The following is an 18,048-nucleotide window of genomic DNA, read 5'->3' as shown; positions in this document are numbered from 1 at the left end:
GACAATCATAGACGCTTTTTCAAGGGACAGATGATCCGCGTTCTGGGCATCGAGACCAGTTGCGATGAGACCGCCGCGAGCGTTGTGGCGCTCGACGATTCGGGGCATGCCCGCATCCTGTCCAACGCCGTGCTCAGCCAGATCGAGGAACACGCGGCCTTCGGCGGCGTGGTTCCGGAGATCGCGGCGCGTGCCCATGTCGAGGCGCTGGACGGGTTGATCGAGGCGGCACTCGCCGACGCCGATACAAGTCTTGGCGAGGTCGACGCGGTCGCCGCCACCGCCGGGCCGGGGTTGGTCGGCGGCCTGATCGTCGGGCTGATGACCGCAAAAGCAATCGCTTCTGCAGCCGGAAAACCGCTGCTGGCGATCAACCATCTCGAGGGCCATGCCCTGACGCCGCGCCTGACCGACGGGCTGGCGTTTCCCTATCTCCTGCTGCTCGTCTCCGGCGGCCATACCCAGATCGTGCTGGTGCGCGGCGTCGGCGACTACCAGCGCTGGGCCACGACCATCGACGACGCGCTCGGTGAAGCCTTCGACAAGACGGCCAAGATGCTGGGCCTGCCCTATCCCGGCGGACCCAATGTCGAGAAGGCTGCGAGAGACGGCGATGCCGGCCGTTTTGCTTTCCCCCGTCCGATGAAGGGCGAGGCGCGCCCGGACTTTTCCTTTTCGGGTCTGAAGACGGCGGTGCGCCAGGCGGCTACGGCAATCGCGCCGCTGAGCGGGCGGGACGTCGCCGATGTCTGCGCCTCGTTCCAGGCCGCGGTGACCGACGCGCTGGCCGACCGGGTCGGCCGGGCGCTGGCGCGTTTCAGGGTGGAATTCCCAAGCGTTGCCGCGCCCACCCTGGTGGTCGCCGGCGGCGTCGCCGCCAACCGCACGATCCGCGACGTTTTGCTCGCGCTTTGCGCCGAACACGGTTTCGGTTTTGTCGCCCCGCCGCTGGCGCTCTGCACCGACAATGCGGCGATGATCGCCTGGGCCGGCATCGAGCGGCTCCGCGCCGGTCTCGCCGGTGAGGACGGCATGGATTTTGTGCCGCGTTCGCGCTGGCCGCTGGACAGCGTATCCGCACCGGTGATCGGAGCCGGACGCAGGGGCGCCAAGGCATGAGACAGATCGCGGTACTCGGCGGCGGCGCCTGGGGCACGGCGCTAGCGCTGACAGCACTACGTGCTGGCAGGGAAGTCGCACTGTGGGCGCGCGAGCCAGACGCGGCAGATGCAATCGGCGCGGGGAAAAATCCGCGCTACCTGCCGGACATTTCTTTCGAAGCCGGCATTGCGGCCAGCACTGATGTCGCGCGGTCGCTAGCCGGGGCCGACGCAGTACTTGCCGTCGTCCCGGCCCAGTCATTGCGCGCGGTACTGGCGCAGGCTGCGCCGCATCTTCCGGCTGGTGTCCCGGTGGTGCTGTGCGCAAAAGGCATCGAGAGCGGCAGCGGAAAACTTCTATCGGAAATCGCTGGCGAAGCCTGCCCCGGCAATCCGACCGCAACCCTCTCCGGTCCGAGTTTCGCGACCGACGTGGCGCGCGGCATGCCAACGGCCGTCGTCGTCGCGACGCAATCGGAAGGCATGGCGGCCGATCTGGCGGCGGCGCTGTCGTCCGCCGCCTTCCGCTGCTATTCGACCACGGACCAGACCGGCGTCGAGATCGGCGGCGCGCTGAAGAACGTTCTGGCGATTGCCGCCGGCGCGACGCTTGGCGCAAAACTCGGCGCCAGCGCGCAGGCAGCCCTTGTGACGCGCGGCTTCGTCGAGTTGCGGCGCATCGGCGCGGCGTTCGGCGCACAGCCGGAGACGCTGATGGGCCTGTCCGGATTGGGCGACCTGCTGCTCACCTGCGCCTCGGCGCAGTCGCGCAATTTCGCCTACGGGCTGGCGCTCGGTCGCGGCGAGGCGCTTGCCGGCCGCCCGCTGGCGGAAGGCGTCGCCACCGCCGGCATTGCCGCGCGCATCGCTACCGAAAAGGGCGTGGAGGCTCCGATCATCGCCGCCACCGCGCTCATCCTGGCGGGCAAACTCACCATTGCTCAGGCGGTTGAAAACCTGATGTCGCGGCCGTTGAAATCCGAGGCCGATTGAATCGCGGCGGCTGGTCTTTCCCGCCGGCCGCGCCTTGCGCTAGAAAGCGCCTAACTGAGGAGCAAGCCATGATTTTCGTCTTCACCTGCAAGGATAAGCCCGGCCATCTCCAGACGCGGGTCGACAACCGCCCGACCCATGTCGAATATCTGAACAAGCTCAACGCCGAGGGCACGCTTAAATTCGCCGGCCCGTTCCTTGATAGCGACGGCAAGCCGTGCGGCAGCCTGGTCGCTGTCGAAGCGGCCGACCTTGCCGCAGCAAAGGAGATCGCCGCCAACGATCCGTTCTCGAAAGTCGGCCTGTTCGAGAGCGTCACCGTGCAGCCCTGGAACTGGGTGTTCAACAACCCGGCCGCCTGAGGCCGCAGCAGCGACGAGGGCAAACGCCGTGCAGTATTGGCTTTTCAAATCCGAACCGAGCGCCTTTTCCTGGGAGATGCTGAAGTCCAAGGGCAAGGCTGGTCAGGAATGGGACGGCGTGCGCAACTACCAGGCGCGCAACAACATGCGCGCCATGCAGATCGGCGACCTAGGCTTCTTCTACCATTCGAATGAGGGACTTGCGGTGGTCGGCATCGCCGAGGTCTGCAAGCTGGCGCATCCCGACAGCACCACGGAGGACGCGCGCTGGGAGTGCGTGGATATCCGCGCCGTCAAGGATGTGCCGAAGCCGGTGACGCTGGACGACTGCAAGGCCAATCCGAAGCTGAAGGACATGGTGCTGGTCAACAATTCGCGCCTGTCGGTGCAGCCGGTTTCGGCGGACGAGTGGCAGGAAATCTGCCGCGTCGGCGGGATCGACCCGGCGCCGTGACCGCGCCCGATCCGGCGCCGCAATCCAGGGACAAGACCGCCTTCATCCTCGCCAACACGGTGCTGATGGCGCCGCCGCATGTGCCGGAGATTGCGCTCTATCTCGCCGACGAGGCGCACGACCTCTGGCATCGGACGGAGGAGGAACTGGAGGCGATCGGCCTGCCGCCGCCTTTCTGGGCCTTTGCCTGGGCCGGCGGCCAGGGACTGGCGCGCCATATCCTGGACAATCCGAACATCGTGCAAGGCCGGACGATTCTCGACTTCGCGACCGGCTCCGGCCTTGTGGCGATTGCCGCCGCAAAGGCAGGCGCCGCCAGCGTGACTGCCGTCGACATAGATCCCTTCTGCGGGGCGGCGATCGCGCTGAATGCCGCGGCCAACGGCGTATCTGTCCGGTTTTCCGATGACGATCTGATGGGACGCGACGAGAGCTGGGACATCGTTCTGGCTGGCGACGTCTTCTACGACCGCGCCCTTACGGATCGCATTGTCCCCTGGTTTTCAGCACTGGCGGCGCGCGGCGCATCCGTGCTGGTCGGCGATCCCGGCCGATCGTATCTGCCCAAGGACCGTGTGCAGCCGCTCGCCGTCTATCAGGTCCAGGTAACCCGCGCCCTGGAAGACGCCGAGGTGAAGCGCACGACGGTGTGGCGTTTCGGCTAAGCAGCCAGGAAAATCCGCCGGAATCGATATTTGCTGGCTGCGATGCGACCGGGTTCGGACTCTCGTTCCTGCCGATTCCCACAAGCTTTCGCGAGCCTTGCCACATCGTTGCCGCATCGCGCCGCCAGTTGTGGATTCGGGCAGCGTGGCGGGAACTTTATCGGGACGAGGAACTTTACGCCGCGATGACGACAAGTGCGACCACACAGCGGGACACCCGTATCGACGTTTTCAGGGCGCTGGCCCTGCTGACGATCTTCGTCAACCATGTGCCCGGCACGATCTTCGAACATCTCACCCACAAGAATTTCGGGTTCTCCGATTCGGCCGAAGCCTTCGTGCTGATTTCGGGCATCGCGCTCGGCCTCGCCTACGGGCTGAAATTCGAGCCGGGCAACCGGCTGCTGCTGACGCTGAAGGCGTTTCGGCGTGCCGGCACGCTCTACGTCGCCCATATCGTGACCAGCGTCGCCACGCTCGCCATCTTCTCGGCCGCTGCCCTCTGGTTCGCGCGGCCGAAGCTCTTGGAAATGATCAACATCGGCTCGCTGGTCGAGGACACGCCGCGTGCGCTGGTCGGCCTCGCCACGCTCGGCCATCAGGTCGGCTACAACAACATATTGTCGATGTATGCCGTGGTTCTGCTGATGCTGCCGCTTTTTCTGCTGCTCAGCCGCATCAATCTCTTGCTCATGCTAACGGTGTCCGGCCTGGTCTGGTTCGCCGCCGGATACTGGCAGGTTGCGCCGGAAAATTATCCGACCGAAGGCTTCTGGTTCCTCAACCCGCTGTCGTGGCAGTTCCTGTTCGTCATCGGCATGGCCGCGGTGATGCACGTTCGGCGTGGCGGCACGATCTGCTACAGCGCGCCGCTGGCCTTGATCTCGCTGGGTTACATCCTGCTGTCCCTGGTCTGGGTGCGCTGGTCGCTATGGGGACTGGAGGCGAAGGTGCATCTGCCGCTGGTGCTGTCCGGCTTCGACAAGACGTTTCTTTCGCTGCCCCGCCTGTTGCATGTTCTGGCGCTGGCCTATCTGATCGTGGCGATCCCGTCTTTGTCCAACCTGGCGCGCACCAGCACCGACAATCCGCTGGCCATCCTCGGGAAACACTCGCTGCCGGTGTTCATCGCGGGAACCTTGCTGGCCATGGCCGGCCAGGTGTTGAAGGCCGTCTATGGCGGCGGGGTCGTCTTCGACACCAGCCTCATCGCTGCCGGCATTGCGCTGCAGTTCGCGCTGGCCTATTGGCTGGAGTGGCTGCCGACGATCGGCTGGGGAGGGAAGCGTCCGGCCAAGCCGCGCACGCCGCAGGCCGAGGCGCCGGTCGCGGTTGGCGCGCAGCGCCCGGCCTATGTGCCGGTGCGCTGACCGACAGCACACCGGCCGCGCTCTCCCACGATCGTCCATCCCTGGAATCGAATTGCTTCCTCCTCTGCCCTGCCCGCATTAGGATGGCGGGCAAATCGCCAAGGGGGACAAATTGACCAATATCTATGAGGCAGGGTTGGACCGGAACGCGGCCAACCACCAGCCGCTGACGCCGCTGACCCTGCTGGAGCGCGCGGCAAAGACCTATCCCGATCACACCGCGATCATCCACGGCAGCGCGAAAACCAGCTATCGCGATTTCTGGCGCCGATCGTTGCGGCTCGCCTCCGCACTTGAAGCAAAAGGCATCGGCAAGGGCGACACGGTCACCGTCATGCTTTCCAACACGCCGGCGATGCTTGAGGCGCATTTCGGCGTGCCGATGGTCAAGGCCGTGCTGCATTCGCTGAACACCCGGCTCGACGCGGCGGTGATCGCCTTCCAGCTCGACCATGCCGAATCGAGGATCGTCATTGTCGACCGCGAGTTCTCCGGCGTGATGAAGCAGGCCCTGGCACTGGCCGAGGTAAAGCCGCTGGTGATCGATTACGACGACCCCGAATATCCCCAGGACGCGCCCTATCCGAAGGGCGAGCGCATCGGCACTCTCGACTATGAGGCGTTCTTGCAATCCGGCGATCCGGATTTTGCCTGGAAGATGCCGGACGACGAGTGGGATGCGATCTCGCTGAACTACACCTCCGGCACCACCGGCAATCCCAAGGGCGTGGTCTATCACCATCGCGGCGCCGCCCTGATGGCGCACACCAACACCATCCACGCCGGCATGGCCAAGCACGCCGTCTATCTATGGACGCTGCCAATGTTCCATTGCAACGGCTGGTGCTTTCCGTGGACGCTTGCCGTGCAGGCCGGCACGCATGTGTGCCTGCGATGGGTTCGGGCAAAGGCGATGTATGTCGCCATTGCCGACCACGGCGTCACCCACCTTTGTGGCGCGCCCATCGTCATGGCGACGCTGATCAACGCCGAGGAGAAGGACAAGCGCGCCTTCTCGCAGCAGGTGACCTTCAACACCGCCGCCGCCCCCCCGCCGGAATCGGTTCTGTCCGGCATGGCGGATGCCGGCTTCGTGGTGAACCACCTTTACGGGTTGACGGAAACCTATGGGCCGGCCGTGGTCAACGAATGGCACGGCGAATGGGACAGCCTCGACCGCGCCGGCCGCGCCGCCAAGAAGGCGCGGCAGGGCGTGCGCTATGCCTCGCTCGAAGGCCTGACGGTGATGGACGCGGAAACGATGGCGGAAACACCCGCCGACGGCGAGACGATCGGCGAGGTGATGTTCCGCGGCAACATCGTCATGAAAGGCTATCTGAAGAACCGCAAGGCGACCGACGAGGCCTTCGCCGGCGGCTGGTTCCACTCCGGCGACCTCGGTGTCATGCATCCGGACGGCTACATCCAGCTAAAAGACCGTTCCAAGGACATCATCATTTCCGGCGGTGAGAACATTTCCTCCATCGAGGTCGAGGAAGCGCTCTACAAGCATCCTTCCGTCGCTTCCTGTGGAGTGGTGGCCCGCGCCGACGACAAGTGGGGCGAGGTGCCGGTGGCCTATGTCGAGCTCAAACCGGGCAAGGCCGCGACGGAAGCCGAGATCGTCGAGCACTGCCGAAAGCTGCTTGCACGTTTCAAGGTTCCGAAGAGTGTGACATTCGCCGAAATCCCCAAGACTTCCACGGGAAAGATCCAGAAGTTCAGGCTGCGCGAGATGGCCAGGGAAGCGGATATCGTATCCGTACGGTAACCAGCCGTTTCCTTCCCGTTTCATGCCCGGCATGCATCCGAAACAGGCCGGGTGTCTAACGGACCCGCCGAAATTCTTCGGTGGCGGCGTGCTCCCGGCGTTCTTAAGCCGGTTCGCAACGGGTTATGAAAGGCCGCCGATCAACGACCGGTCCGCGCGGGGCGGACGGCGTATTTCCCTCGGTATCTGGATCTGAAAAGGACAAAGCAATGCACGGCGTTGCACGCAATTTCTTTACGCTGGCCATCCTCTACGCGGTCTGCGGTATGGCGCTCGGCCTGCACATGTCGATCACCCACGATCACTCGCAGATGCCGGTCCATGCGCACGCCATGGTGGCGGGCTGGCTGATGTCGGCGGTGTTCGCCTTCTTCTACCACCTTGTTCCGGCAGCGAGTGCCTCGCGGCTGGCGATGGTGCATTTCTGGCTGACGGCAGTCAGCGGCGTGATGCTGATCGTCGGACTGTACTTCCTGCTGGCCGGCAACGAGGCGGTCGAACCGGTGGTGGCGATCGGCTCCATGGCTTTCTACGCCGGTATCCTGCTGTTCGCCTGGATCGCGCTGTCGGCTATGCGTAGCCCGCTTCGGGCGCAAACTGTCTCTCGATGAAACAGTTTTGGTCCGGCCGGTAAAAGAATCTCCGGCGCGTTAAGCGTCTGTTAAGCATTCCAGGCCATACCTGTGTGTATCCAGTTATCTGGATTCTTACCGAGTGGTTGGAGCCACTTCGTTTGACGCCTCCCTGTTAACTCTCGAGAGCCGCTTCCCGCGGCTCTTTTTTTGCCTGGAACGTGGATAACCGCGCCGTTAACCCTTTATTAAACATGTCCTTGCCTTCGCCGGCGCGTGGGAGCATCTTTCGCGCAAGAGGGAAATCGGCAAGAAGCGCCACGTCCGGCAAAGCGCGCCGGATCGAATTTCCTCCGCCGGGGCAAGGATGACGGGCGAGTTGTTGATGGGAAGCGGACAACCGATCAAGCTGGCGGAACGCCGGGTATTCTCGGATTCCTTCAAGCCGCTTTACAACGAGGGCATGGGCCTGGTTGAGCGCGCCGCCGAATATCTCGACGGTCCCGGCCGTACCGAGGCGAAAAAACTGTCGCGGTTGGCTGCGACGCTCTACGCCGCCGAATCGATGCGGCTCACCACGAGGCTGATGCAGATCGCCTCCTGGCTGCTTTTGCAGCGTGCCGCCAACTCCGGCGAAATGACACGCGACCAGGTGGCCTCGGAAAAATCCAAAGTCCGGCTGGACACTGCTTCGGCGCCCGACCATGCCATTGGCTGGAACGAGTTGCCGGAAGCCTTCATGCATCTGGTCCACAGTTCGCTCAGCCTGCAGAACCTTGTCCGGCTGATGGACGAGGAGATCTATGGTCGCGACGCGGCCGCCCTGGGGCCGCCGCCGGCGCGCCGCAGCAACCCGGTCTCCGACCAGATCAGCCTGCTCAACACGGCGTTCGCGCGCGGCTGACAAGATTCAGGTGAGGCTGGCCCGCACATGGTGGCTAGCTGCGCTTCCGCTGCTCACATGCCCTAAGTACGTTCCGCTCGTCGCTTCACGACCCCGCCATTTTCGACTCAGCCTGACCCGATTCTCTCCGCGGTCTGTTTTCGTTTCGTTCACATTTTCCTGACAAGGATGCCCGAAACGGGTAGGTTGTGGGCATGCGGGAAACGATTCGAATCATCGGCATCGATCCGGGCCTGCGGCGCACCGGCTGGGGCCTCGTCGAGGCGCAGGGCAACAGCCTGCGCTTCGTGGCGTCCGGCACGGTGACGTCTGACGACAAAGCCGACCTCGCCTCGCGTCTTTGCCAGCTCCACGACGGGCTGTGCGCCGTGCTGGAGACACATGCGCCCGAGGAGGCGGCGGTCGAGGCGACCTTCGTCAACAAGGATGCGACGGCGACCCTAAAACTCGGCCAGGCGCGCGGCATCGCCATGCTGGTTCCGGCCCGTGCCGGGCTGCCGGTTTCCGAATACGCGCCGAACGCCGTTAAGAAAGCGGTGATCGGCGTCGGCCATGGCGACAAGAGGCAGATCCACATGATGGTGAAGGTGCTGTTGCCCAAGGCGACATTTTCGGGCGACGACGCGGCCGACGGGCTTGCCATCGCCATCTGCCACGCACATCACCGGCAGAGCATCGGCTATCGGCTGGCGGCGCTGGCGGGTTGAGGCCCAGATAGCAGTCCGCTAAATTTCCGCTACAGCCGTATTCATGACAAATTGCAGGCGCACCCGCGCCGGCCCTTCGCGCTGACGCAAGGGATGGTTCAACCATGAGGCAAGAGAAGATCTTGGATTAGCGATGATCACCGGCAAGGAATTGATCGAATGGGGATTCAAGCCCGGCAAGTGGTTCGCCGGGGCAATCGAGACCGCGCAGAACATGGAACGCGACGGCCAGTCCGCCGATGCGATCTTCACGTATCTGCAGACATTGCAGCCGGTCGAGATCATGCCGCGGACCAACCGGCTGCCCTTCTCGGTCTTCCTCGAGCCGGAAAGCGACATCGAGCGCGAAAACCTCGCGCTGGTGACCGGCGCGATGGATGCGCTGATGCGCGTGCCGACGGTGCAGGCCGGCGTGGTCATGCCGGACGCCTGCCCGGCCGGCACGATCCCGGTCGGCGGCGTGGTTGCGACCAAGGACGCAATTCATCCGGGCTTCCACTCGGCCGACATCTGCTGCTCGATGGCGATCACCGTGTTCAAGCGCAAGGACGACCCGAAGCGCATCATGGACGTCGCCGAGAAGATCACGCACTTCGGACCGGTGGTCGGCGACCATCGGAACGGCCGCGTCATGCCCGGCGCGATAGCCGCCGCGTTCGAGGCGAACCCGTTCCTCGCGGACATCGTCGGGTCCGGCCACGCCAACACCGGCACGCAGGGCGACGGCAACCACTTCCTCTTCGTCGGCCATCTGCGCTCGACCGGCCAACCGGCCATCGTCACCCATCACGGGTCGCGCGGTCCGGGCGCGCTGCTCTACAAGCGCGGCATGGCAGCGGCGAAGCGGCATACCAAGATCGTCTCGCCACGCACGCCGGAAGGCGCCGCGTGGCTTGACGCCGAGAGCAAGGCCGGACGCGAATACTGGGACGCGCTGCAGACGATCCGCCTGTGGACCAGGAACAACCATCTCGGCATCCACGACCGGATCGCGGCCGCACTCGGCAACGCCATCGTCGACCGCTTCTGGAACGAGCACAATTTCGTGTTCCGCCGCAGCGACGGGCTGTTCTACCACGCCAAGGGCGCAACGCCGTCCTTCGCCGGCTTCTCGCCGGACGATGACGGCCGCACCCTGATCCCGATGAACATGAGCGAGCCGATCCTGATCGCCCGCCACAAGGACCGCAAGGAGGCGCTGGGCTTCTCGCCTCATGGCGCCGGGCGCAACATGAGCCGCACCCGGTACATGCGCGAAATGATCGGCGCCCGCGCCGTCAAAGACGTGATGAGGCAAGAGACCGCCGGGCTCGACGTGCGCTTCTGGTGCGGCAAGCCGGACCTCTCCGAACTGCCCGGCGGCTACAAGAGCGCCGCCCAGGTGGTTGGCCAAATCGGCAAGCAGAAGCTGGCCGAGATCGTCGACCATGTCGATCCCTACGGATCGATCATGGCGGGCGACTGGGAGCAGGACGCGCCGTGGCGGAAGAAGAAGGCCGGCAAGTGACGACGAGCGGCCGCCGGGAAAAACTTCCGGCGGCCGAATCTCCCGGACATATGTTCTTGACTTGTTCACGCCTGAATTCTAAGTAATACCAACGAGGTATTACCATGCGTGTCACCGAAAAAGGCCAGGTCACTATTCCGAAGGAGATTCGGGACCTATTGGGAATCGGCCCCGGTTCCGAGGTAGAATTCATTTCCACGGAGAATGGAGTCCGGCTCGTCACGGTCAATGAGAATCTGTCGAAGGAGGACATAGCTGTCCGGTTCAGGGAGAAACTCGGCCGCATGGCCGGAACGCTCGATCTCGGCGGAATGACGACCGATCAGTATCTCGACTGGATTAGAGGGCCGCGTGAAGACCTCGACCCTCGTTGACTCCAACATTCTGATCGACGTGTGGGGACCGCCTGGACAGGCGAGCGAATGGTCCGGTATCGCGCTGACGCTGTGCCACGGCGAGGGTACCCTCGTGATCAACGCCGTCATCTGGTCAGAGCTGGCGCCGCTCGTGTCCGATGAATCCTCACTTGAGATCGCATCCACCCGGCTTGGTGTTGCCCGAGAGCCGCTTCCGTGGGGGGCCGCATTCCTGGCGGGCATCGCGCACGCCCAATACCGCCGGAGTGGAGGTACGCGTGAGCGAACTCTTCCCGATTTCCTGATCGGTGCGCACGCTTCGGTTGGGGGCCACAGACTGCTTACCCGCGATGCGGCCCGTTATCGGTCTTATTTCCCCTCTGTCGAGATCATCTGTCCGGAAACGCATCCATGATCGGCAAGCTCAAGGGTGTGGTCGACGAGATCGGCGAGGACAGTTGCACCGTCGACGTGCATGGCGTGGGTTACGTCGCGCATTGCTCGACGCGCACGCTGGCCGCGCTGCCGGGCGCCGGCGAGGCGGTGGTGCTGTTCATCGAGACCTATGTGCGCGAGGACATGATCCGCCTCTATGGATTCCGCACGGCTCTGGAGCGGGAATGGTTCCGTCTGCTGATGGGCAATGTGCAGGGTGTTGGCGCAAAAGTGGCGCTGTCGGTGCTGTCGACGCTGGAGCCGGCCGACCTCGCCAACGCGATTGCGCTGCGCGACATCGCCATGGTCTCGCGCGCCCCTGGCGTCGGCAAGAAGGTGGCAGAGCGGATCGTCACCGAACTCCGCACCAAGGCGCCGGCCTTCGCGGGCGCCGCGACAGGCACGATCGGGCTGAAGCAGGAGCTCGGCGAAGGCGTTGCCCCGGCGCCCGTGGCTGACGCTGTGTCGGCGCTGACCAATCTCGGCTACTCCCGCGACACGGCCGCCAACGCGGTCGCGGCAGCGCTGAAGGCGGCGGGCGAAGGCGCGGATTCGGCAAAACTGATCCGGCTGGGGCTCAAGGAACTGGCGCGGTGAGGTGGCTGGGCAGCGCCACACCAGCTCGGGCGACCGCGCCTTGCTCCGTGAAGAACAGTCGAGAAGCTTGCGCTTCGAAAGTCGGATGATTCGCATGTATGACATCGCAACCGGGACGGGCGAAGCGTGAGCCAGCCCGCCCGCCTGATCTCCTCGGAAAAGCGCGGCGAGGACGCCGATGCGACGCTGCGTCCGCAGACACTGGACGAGTTCGTCGGCCAGGCGGCGGCGCGCGCCAATCTGAAGGTGTTCATCGAGGCGGCGAAGGCGCGCGGCGAGGCGCTGGACCACGTGCTGTTCGTCGGGCCGCCGGGATTGGGCAAGACGACGCTGGCGCAGATCATGGCGCGCGAACTCGGTGTCAATTTCCGCTCGACCTCGGGACCGGTCATCGCCAAGGCGGGCGACCTGGCCGCACTTCTGACCAATCTCGAGGACCGCGACGTTCTGTTCATCGACGAGATCCACCGGCTGAACCCGGCGGTGGAGGAAATTCTGTATCCCGCCATGGAGGATTTCCAACTCGACCTGATCATCGGCGAGGGGCCGGCGGCGCGCTCGGTGAAGATCGAGCTGGCGAAATTCACGCTGGTCGCCGCGACGACGCGGCTGGGTCTGCTGACCAACCCGCTGCGCGACCGTTTCGGCATTCCGGTGCGGCTCAATTTTTACACCGTCGAGGAACTCGAATTGATCGTGCGGCGCGGTGCGCGCATCCTCCAGATGCCGATTGCCGACGACGGCGCGCTGGAGATTGCGCGGCGGGCGCGCGGCACGCCGCGTATCGCAGGCCGGCTTCTTCGGCGCGTGCGCGACTTCGCCAGCGTCGAGGGCGCCGAAAGAGTATCGCGAAAAGTGGCAGACGAGGCGCTGCGGCGGCTCGACGTCGATGCGCTTGGGCTGGACCAGCTCGACCGCAGGTATCTGACCATGATCGCCGGCAATTTCGGTGGTGGCCCGGTCGGCATCGAGACGATCTCGGCCGGCCTGTCGGAGCCGCGCGACGCCATCGAGGACATCATCGAACCCTATTTGATCCAGCAGGGTTTTATCCAGCGCACGCCGCGCGGCCGGGTGCTGACGGCCAATGCCTGGAAACATCTTGGGCTGGAGCCGCCGCGCAATCTGGCGGCAATCCAGGCGAGCCTGTTCGAGGACGACGCCTGAGAAGGGTCGGCCGGCTTTCGACAGCCGGTGGACAACTTCATGACAGCATGGATCGCCGCCAGGCCGCGGAAAAACCCGCGCCGGCTTTTGGTTTCCAGCTTTTCGTGTCCGGCAGGGCGGCGGCGTCATGACGTGTCGGGGCGATCCAGCGCGTGGACGGCCAGCGCATGGGCATGCGCCAAAATTTCGTCGACCTCGCGGATTTTTCGCGGAAGGGTCGCGACAGGATCATAGTTGGACAGCCGGCCGCCGGGCGGACGCCCGCGCCGCAGCGGCGACCGCTGGAACCTGGCCGTACCTCCTCTCTGGCTGTTTTGCGCGAGTGCTGCGTGGCGCCGCGCCTTCCAGCGGGCGAAGCGTTGTGCCTGGCCCGGCAGGTCGTCGAGCGCGGCGGTGAGCGCGGCAAGGCGCTGGCCGAGACGTGAGGCGTCGATCGGATCGTTCGGCGAGGGAGGTGGCGGCAGCGGGCGATACGTCGCGCCGAAATCGAGGCCCAGGATGCGCGGGGCGGCGTGGGCGGGAACAGCGCGGCGCGGAACGTGGAACAGCCGTCGCGGCGGATCGAGCAGCGACAGCGAGAGGGTGCGCGGGGTGGGCTTGGCACGCTTCTTCGGCCCTTTTGGCAGGAAGGCGCGGGGACCTCGCAATGTTGCAGGCTTCGGCTTGCGCGGACGTAGCGGCGGCAGGGTTACGACGATCCCACGTGCGGCCGCGATGATGAGGCGTCGCGCGGCGGCTTCGGCCGGACGCAACAGCCGCAGGATGGCGAGGTAGAGATGGCGGGGGAGGGTAAGTGCCGGGGACAGTTTACTTTTTTCCGCCCGCACCTGCCCTGAAGCGGCTGCGCCTTTCCGCGGAAAGAAAGTAAACAGTCCCCCAGCGCCGACACCCTCAGCGCCGGGCATCCCGGCGCCTGGCCTCCCAGCGTCAAGATCGCCAGCGCCCGGCCTACCGGCGCCCATTTCGGCCATGGCGACAAGCATGACGAGGATGCGCTTCAGTGCTTCCCAGTTTCGCTCGATTGCCGCTGTCCCGTCCATCGCCGCTTCCTTCGCTGCCTCCGCTCACCCGACGTGAAGCCGCCGCCCTTCGGGTTCCGGCCATCTTTCGGCGGGAACCCACCGAGCCGGCTTCCGCGCGCGACCGCCGCAAGAGCGGCGTTTTCGCTGGGAGCCGGTGGCGAGTATGAGGCGGGTTTTCGGAAGGGGGATAAGAATCGTGTTCGACGATGTTTCGTGGACGGGGCGGAAGAAGGCGAGCCAAGCAAAAACAAAGACTTGGCAGCGCCTACAGCTCGACATTCGGGGAAAATATTCTGGCGGACGAAAATTCCATCCCCTTATTGGCGCACGGGCCGCTTTGCCCGATCCAGCCTGCAATCGTCTCCGAACTGCGTTTGCAACGCCCTGCCCGGCAGATGCCGTTGAATTGCATGGGCTGGACCGGTGCACGCCAGCCACGCAGATCAGGACCTTCTCGCGGATCGTGCGAGGCATCGCTTCCTGCACCAAATCTCCTGAATCGGGCCGGCATGCAGGCGCATTGGCAGGACATGCTGTCTCGACAAGAGTATCCTTGCGAGGGCGACCTTCCGATGTTCACCAGACGCGGTTTCCTGAAACTTGCCGGCGGTTCGCTGCTGGCGACCTTGGCGCTGGGCGGTTATGCCTTCGGCGTCGAGCCGCAACTGATGACGCGGGTGAAGCGGTATTCCCTGAAGCCGCCGGGCTGGCCCGGCGACCTCCGGCTTCGCATCGTTGCGCTGGCGGACATCCATGCCTGCCGGCCATGGATGCCGCCGGAGCGCATCGAAAGGCTGGTCGAGCAAGCCAACGCGCTGGAGCCGCACGTCATTGTGCTGCTCGGCGACTATGTCGCCGGAAGCCGGATCGTCACCGATTGGGTGCCGGCCTCGGAATGGGCGCCGGCGCTGGGTGAACTAAAGGCGCCGCTCGGCGTTCATGCCGTGCTGGGTAATCATGACTGGTGGGAGGATCGCATCGCCCAGGACGCGGGACAGGGACCGACGGTCGCCCGTTCCGAACTGGAGAAAGCCGGCGTGCCGGTTCTGGAAAACGATGCCATCCGGCTGGAGAAGGACGGAAAGCCGTTCTGGATCGCCGGGCTGGGCGATCAACTGGCGCTGCGTCCCGGCAGGCGCTGGGGCCGCAAGGGATTTCGCGGGATGGACGACCTGGACGCGACGCTGGAGAAAATCACCGACCAGGCGCCGGCGATCCTGCTGGCCCATGAGCCGGACATTTTTCCAAAAGTGCGGCACCGCATTTCGCTGACCCTGTCGGGACACACCCATGGCGGGCAGGTGCGGCTGCTCGGCTACGCGCCGGTGGTGCCGTCGCGCTTCGGCAACCGCTACGCCTACGGCCACGTCGTCGAGGACGGCCGCCACCTCATCGTCTCTGGCGGGCTGGGATGCAGCATCCTGCCGGTGCGTTTTGGAATGCCGCCGGAAATCGTGCAGATCGACCTCGGCGACCCTGCCGGGGTCGCGTAGGGCAGAGCTATCGAATATGAGAAACGACGACTGACTTCAGCGCGTTGTACCCCCACCCCTAACTTTCCGGGGCGAGCCGCTTGTCTCGCCCCGGAAAGTTAGGGGTGGGGATAGCCCATATGCGATTGCCCTGTCGCGCAGGGCGTGAATCGCGGCGGGTGCTATCGCATGCGAAAAATGCCGGCTAGGGAAGCTTCCGCACCATGTCCAGCACCGCCGGCTCGGCCTTCTTGCCTTCGAAGGATTCGACGACGCCGAAGGCTCCGCCGTAACCCCAGATGGACCAGGCGAAACCGTGCTGTTCGGCATGAGCTATCATGTCGCGATAGTAGGCGGCTCGCTGCTCGGGCGGGGCGATGTAGTCGCCCTTCCATTCCTGGCGGATCATGCCGAACTCGCCGAACAGGATGTCCGCCGGCGCGATGCCGTTCGTCTTCGCCCAGGCCGCGACCGTGGCGAACGGCTTTTCCATCACCGCCGCGAGTTTTTCCTTCGTGTCGATCTCGCCGAGCAGTTCGTCGAAGTAGCTCTTCATGCCGGCGCGCCGCGACCACGGCGCCTCCGCGTCGATCCTTGCCTTGACCTTGGCGACCGCCGCATCCAGTTCCTCGCGGGGCACCGCGTCGGGCGGATAGGGAATGCCGGTGACATAGTTGATGAAGTCTCCGGTCCAGGTCGCGCCCTGATGGGTCAGGACGAACGGGTCGTAGGAGTGAAAACCCCACATCAGATTGTCGTCCGGGAAGGTTTTTGGATCGAGCGCGGCAAGGCCCTCGGCGCTGCTCCAGCAGGCGCCGGTGAGGACAAGGGTCAGCCGGGTCGCGGAGGCCCGCGCCGCGGCGAACAGCCGGTGCAGCCGGTCGGCCCATGCCTTTGCCTCCGCGCCTTCGCAGCCCAGCGTCGGCTCGTTCATCAGTTCGAACGCCACCATGGACGGGTCTTCCATGGCCAGCGTGCTGGCCATGCGGCGCAGCAGCTCGACATAGCGGTCGAACGTCGCATCATCGTCCAGCACGTCCTTGGTACCGAGGCTGCGATTGCCGCCGGCCGGCACGATGTGCATGTCGACGACGACTTTCAGCCCGGCTGCGTTGACCAGCCGCGCCGAGTCACGCACCGACAGCAAAAGGTCGTCGGTGAGCGACGCCGAGCGCTCGGACAGGAACGGCACGGGATCGACCGGCATGCGCACGAAATCGAAGCCGTCGGCCTTCAACGCCTCCAGGTCGGCCGGCTTGAGAAACCTCCGCCACTCCGGAAAGGGCAGGATGACATCGCGCTCGCCCCATTTTTCTTCCGGCGGCCAGGTGGTCCAGATGTCGAGATTGATGCCGCGCTTGGCCGAAAAGCTGGCGGCAGCCGCCGGAGACGCCATCAAGGCGGCGAGCGTGGCCGCCAGCAGGCAGGCCTTGAACATCCCAAACATAAGTGCCATCCGGTTCATCGCGGCGATAGGTGTCAGCACGGTGGGCAAAAGGAAAGAGCGATGGGCGATCATGGTGAAGAATCCGCCCTTGCCGCCGGCCTGACGGGGATGCTCACGGAAACCGGCCACCGGCTGGCGGCGCGTGTCTATTATGCCGACACCGACTTTTCCGGCGTCGTCTATCACGCGCGATATCTGGAGTTTCTGGAGCGCGGGCGCTCCGATTATCTGCGCATGGCCGGCGTTCATCACACCGAACTCCTGGACGGAAAGCACGGCGAGCGCATTGTCTGGGTGCTGCGGCGCATGGAGATCGACTTCGTCGCGCCGGCCCGCATCGACGACATTTTGACCATCGACACCCGTACCGAGGATATTTCGGGCGCCCGCATCTTCATGGCCCAGACCCTTTCGCGCGGCGGCGAGGTGCTGGTCAAGGCACGGGTCGAGGCGGCGATCGTCGGCGAGAACGGACGGCCGCGACGGTTTCCGAAGGAGTGGCTGCCGGCGTTCATGCCGAAGCCCGAGCCGCGAAAAGCGCTTTAACGCTTCCAGCGGTCCATCTCCTTTTTGTCGAACACGGACTTTCGCACGCTGTTCCAGGTCACGCCGCGCTTCACGATCCGCGCCGGCGCGCCTGCCAGGATCACGCCCTGCTCCTCGAATTGGCCGTTCATGAAGGACATAGCCGCCACGACGCTGTCGGACGGAACAATTGCACCTTTGTTGACGATCGCCCGCATGCCCACCCAGACATGGTCGCCGATCTCAATCGAAGCCGGTGAATTCACACGCTTGCCGGTCTTGGGGTCGATTATCGAATGCGCGTCCGAAGTTCGGATTTCAATCTCGCGGGACAACATGCACCATTTCCCGATATGGACGTGGCAATCTTCGACACAGATAATATGGACGTCCTGAGCGGTGGATTGATCGCCGAATACGACGGTCTGGCCGCTTCCCTTCAGGGTGATCCTGCCGTTGAAAAAACAATTCTTGCCGATGAGCACCTTGTTGTTGTCGCCCATGAATTTGATGCTGCCGTGAAAACGGGCGCCTTTTCCGATCTCCACCAAATTGCCCGTGCCGGTCGGGACGATTGCCCGGCCGCGCAGCGATCGTGCTTCGGCGGCAACCAGGCGGCCCC

20 protein-coding genes are annotated in these 18,048 nt (G+C 64.7%); 17 read left to right on the top strand and 3 right to left on the bottom strand.

Annotated elements, in window-relative coordinates; all coding sequences use genetic code 11:
* Nucleotides 1-33 precede the first annotated feature (33 nt).
* From tsaD to ruvB, 15 genes are all read left to right on the top strand, one after another.
* Complete coding sequence (gene tsaD / locus ABMA59_RS15320; RefSeq protein ID WP_349006400.1) at nucleotides 34-1,119, top strand: tRNA (adenosine(37)-N6)-threonylcarbamoyltransferase complex transferase subunit TsaD; 1,086 nt, start codon at nucleotides 34-36, stop codon at nucleotides 1,117-1,119.
* The gene (locus ABMA59_RS15315; protein ID WP_349006236.1) at nucleotides 1,116-2,093 is read left to right on the top strand and encodes an NAD(P)H-dependent glycerol-3-phosphate dehydrogenase; all 978 of its coding nucleotides are present in this window, start codon (nucleotides 1,116-1,118) and stop codon (nucleotides 2,091-2,093) included. The genes tsaD and ABMA59_RS15315 overlap by 4 nt, the downstream gene beginning before the upstream one ends.
* Before the next feature lie 68 nt (nucleotides 2,094-2,161).
* On the top strand, nucleotides 2,162-2,455 hold the full coding sequence (locus ABMA59_RS15310) for a YciI-like protein (protein ID WP_349006235.1): 294 nt from the start codon (nucleotides 2,162-2,164) through the stop codon (nucleotides 2,453-2,455).
* A gap of 28 nt (nucleotides 2,456-2,483) precedes the next feature.
* Complete coding sequence (locus ABMA59_RS15305; protein WP_349006234.1) at nucleotides 2,484-2,909, top strand: EVE domain-containing protein; 426 nt, start codon at nucleotides 2,484-2,486, stop codon at nucleotides 2,907-2,909.
* A gap of 65 nt (nucleotides 2,910-2,974) precedes the next feature.
* Nucleotides 2,975-3,574 (top strand): class I SAM-dependent methyltransferase, encoded by a 600-nt coding sequence (locus ABMA59_RS15300; RefSeq protein WP_349006399.1) that lies wholly within the window; start codon nucleotides 2,975-2,977, stop codon nucleotides 3,572-3,574.
* A 185-nt stretch (nucleotides 3,575-3,759) separates the two neighbouring features.
* Complete coding sequence (locus tag ABMA59_RS15295; protein WP_349006233.1) at nucleotides 3,760-4,944, top strand: OpgC family protein; 1,185 nt, start codon at nucleotides 3,760-3,762, stop codon at nucleotides 4,942-4,944.
* Between the two features lie 112 nt (nucleotides 4,945-5,056).
* Entirely contained in the window at nucleotides 5,057-6,715 is a 1,659-nt protein-coding gene (locus ABMA59_RS15290; RefSeq protein ID WP_349006232.1) for an acyl-CoA synthetase, read from the top strand.
* Between the two features lie 209 nt (nucleotides 6,716-6,924).
* Nucleotides 6,925-7,326, top strand: a complete 402-nt coding sequence (locus ABMA59_RS15285; protein WP_349006231.1) for a hypothetical protein — start codon at nucleotides 6,925-6,927, stop codon at nucleotides 7,324-7,326.
* 346 nt (nucleotides 7,327-7,672) lie between these two features.
* Nucleotides 7,673-8,191, top strand: coding sequence for a protease adaptor protein RcdA (rcdA, locus tag ABMA59_RS15280; RefSeq protein ID WP_349006230.1), 519 nt, complete (start codon nucleotides 7,673-7,675; stop codon nucleotides 8,189-8,191).
* 194 nt (nucleotides 8,192-8,385) lie between these two features.
* A complete protein-coding gene (gene ruvC / locus ABMA59_RS15275; RefSeq protein ID WP_349006229.1) occupies nucleotides 8,386-8,898 on the top strand; it encodes a crossover junction endodeoxyribonuclease RuvC in 513 nt (170 codons plus the stop codon).
* Nucleotides 8,899-9,031: 133 nt separating this feature from the next.
* Nucleotides 9,032-10,405 carry an RtcB family protein gene (locus ABMA59_RS15270; protein WP_349006228.1) on the top strand — a complete coding sequence of 458 codons (1,374 nt, stop codon included), beginning with the start codon at nucleotides 9,032-9,034 and terminating at the stop codon, nucleotides 10,403-10,405.
* A gap of 104 nt (nucleotides 10,406-10,509) precedes the next feature.
* Entirely contained in the window at nucleotides 10,510-10,779 is a 270-nt protein-coding gene (locus ABMA59_RS15265) for an AbrB/MazE/SpoVT family DNA-binding domain-containing protein (RefSeq protein ID WP_349006227.1), read from the top strand.
* A complete protein-coding gene (locus ABMA59_RS15260) occupies nucleotides 10,757-11,176 on the top strand; it encodes a type II toxin-antitoxin system VapC family toxin (protein WP_349006226.1) in 420 nt (139 codons plus the stop codon). The genes ABMA59_RS15265 and ABMA59_RS15260 overlap by 23 nt, the downstream gene beginning before the upstream one ends.
* Complete coding sequence (gene ruvA, locus ABMA59_RS15255; RefSeq protein ID WP_349006225.1) at nucleotides 11,173-11,793, top strand: Holliday junction branch migration protein RuvA; 621 nt, start codon at nucleotides 11,173-11,175, stop codon at nucleotides 11,791-11,793. The genes ABMA59_RS15260 and ruvA overlap by 4 nt, the downstream gene beginning before the upstream one ends.
* Before the next feature lie 126 nt (nucleotides 11,794-11,919).
* A complete protein-coding gene (ruvB, locus tag ABMA59_RS15250; RefSeq protein ID WP_349006224.1) occupies nucleotides 11,920-12,960 on the top strand; it encodes a Holliday junction branch migration DNA helicase RuvB in 1,041 nt (346 codons plus the stop codon).
* A 125-nt stretch (nucleotides 12,961-13,085) separates the two neighbouring features.
* On the opposite strand, the gene ABMA59_RS15245 is transcribed toward ruvB, so the two are convergent.
* On the bottom strand, nucleotides 13,086-14,000 hold the full coding sequence (locus ABMA59_RS15245; protein ID WP_349006223.1) for a hypothetical protein: 915 nt from the start codon (nucleotides 13,998-14,000) through the stop codon (nucleotides 13,086-13,088).
* Nucleotides 14,001-14,554: 554 nt separating this feature from the next.
* Between ABMA59_RS15245 and ABMA59_RS15240 the strand changes: the two genes are divergently transcribed.
* Nucleotides 14,555-15,475 (top strand): metallophosphoesterase, encoded by a 921-nt coding sequence (locus ABMA59_RS15240; RefSeq protein WP_349006222.1) that lies wholly within the window; start codon nucleotides 14,555-14,557, stop codon nucleotides 15,473-15,475.
* Between the two features lie 184 nt (nucleotides 15,476-15,659).
* Here ABMA59_RS15240 and ABMA59_RS15235 read toward each other — a convergent pair whose 3' ends face one another.
* A complete protein-coding gene (locus tag ABMA59_RS15235; RefSeq protein ID WP_425475925.1) occupies nucleotides 15,660-16,910 on the bottom strand; it encodes a glycoside hydrolase family 5 protein in 1,251 nt (416 codons plus the stop codon).
* Nucleotides 16,911-16,961: 51 nt separating this feature from the next.
* Here ABMA59_RS15235 and ybgC point away from each other — a divergent pair, with 51 nt between their 5' ends.
* Complete coding sequence (ybgC, locus tag ABMA59_RS15230; protein WP_349006221.1) at nucleotides 16,962-17,447, top strand: tol-pal system-associated acyl-CoA thioesterase; 486 nt, start codon at nucleotides 16,962-16,964, stop codon at nucleotides 17,445-17,447.
* Here the strand turns inward: ybgC and ABMA59_RS15225 are convergent.
* Nucleotides 17,444-17,911: an acyltransferase gene (locus tag ABMA59_RS15225; protein ID WP_349006220.1), complete on the bottom strand. Its 468-nt coding sequence runs from the start codon at nucleotides 17,909-17,911 to the stop codon at nucleotides 17,444-17,446. The two genes, ybgC and ABMA59_RS15225, sit on opposite strands and share 4 nt — an antisense overlap.
* Nucleotides 17,912-18,048 lie beyond the last annotated feature (137 nt).

This window comes from Mesorhizobium yinganensis (assembly GCF_040081985.1).
Classification (GTDB): domain Bacteria; phylum Pseudomonadota; class Alphaproteobacteria; order Rhizobiales; family Rhizobiaceae; genus Kumtagia; species Kumtagia yinganensis.
Note: the sequence above shows the minus strand (reverse complement) of the source record. Positions and strands in the feature narration are given on the sequence as shown.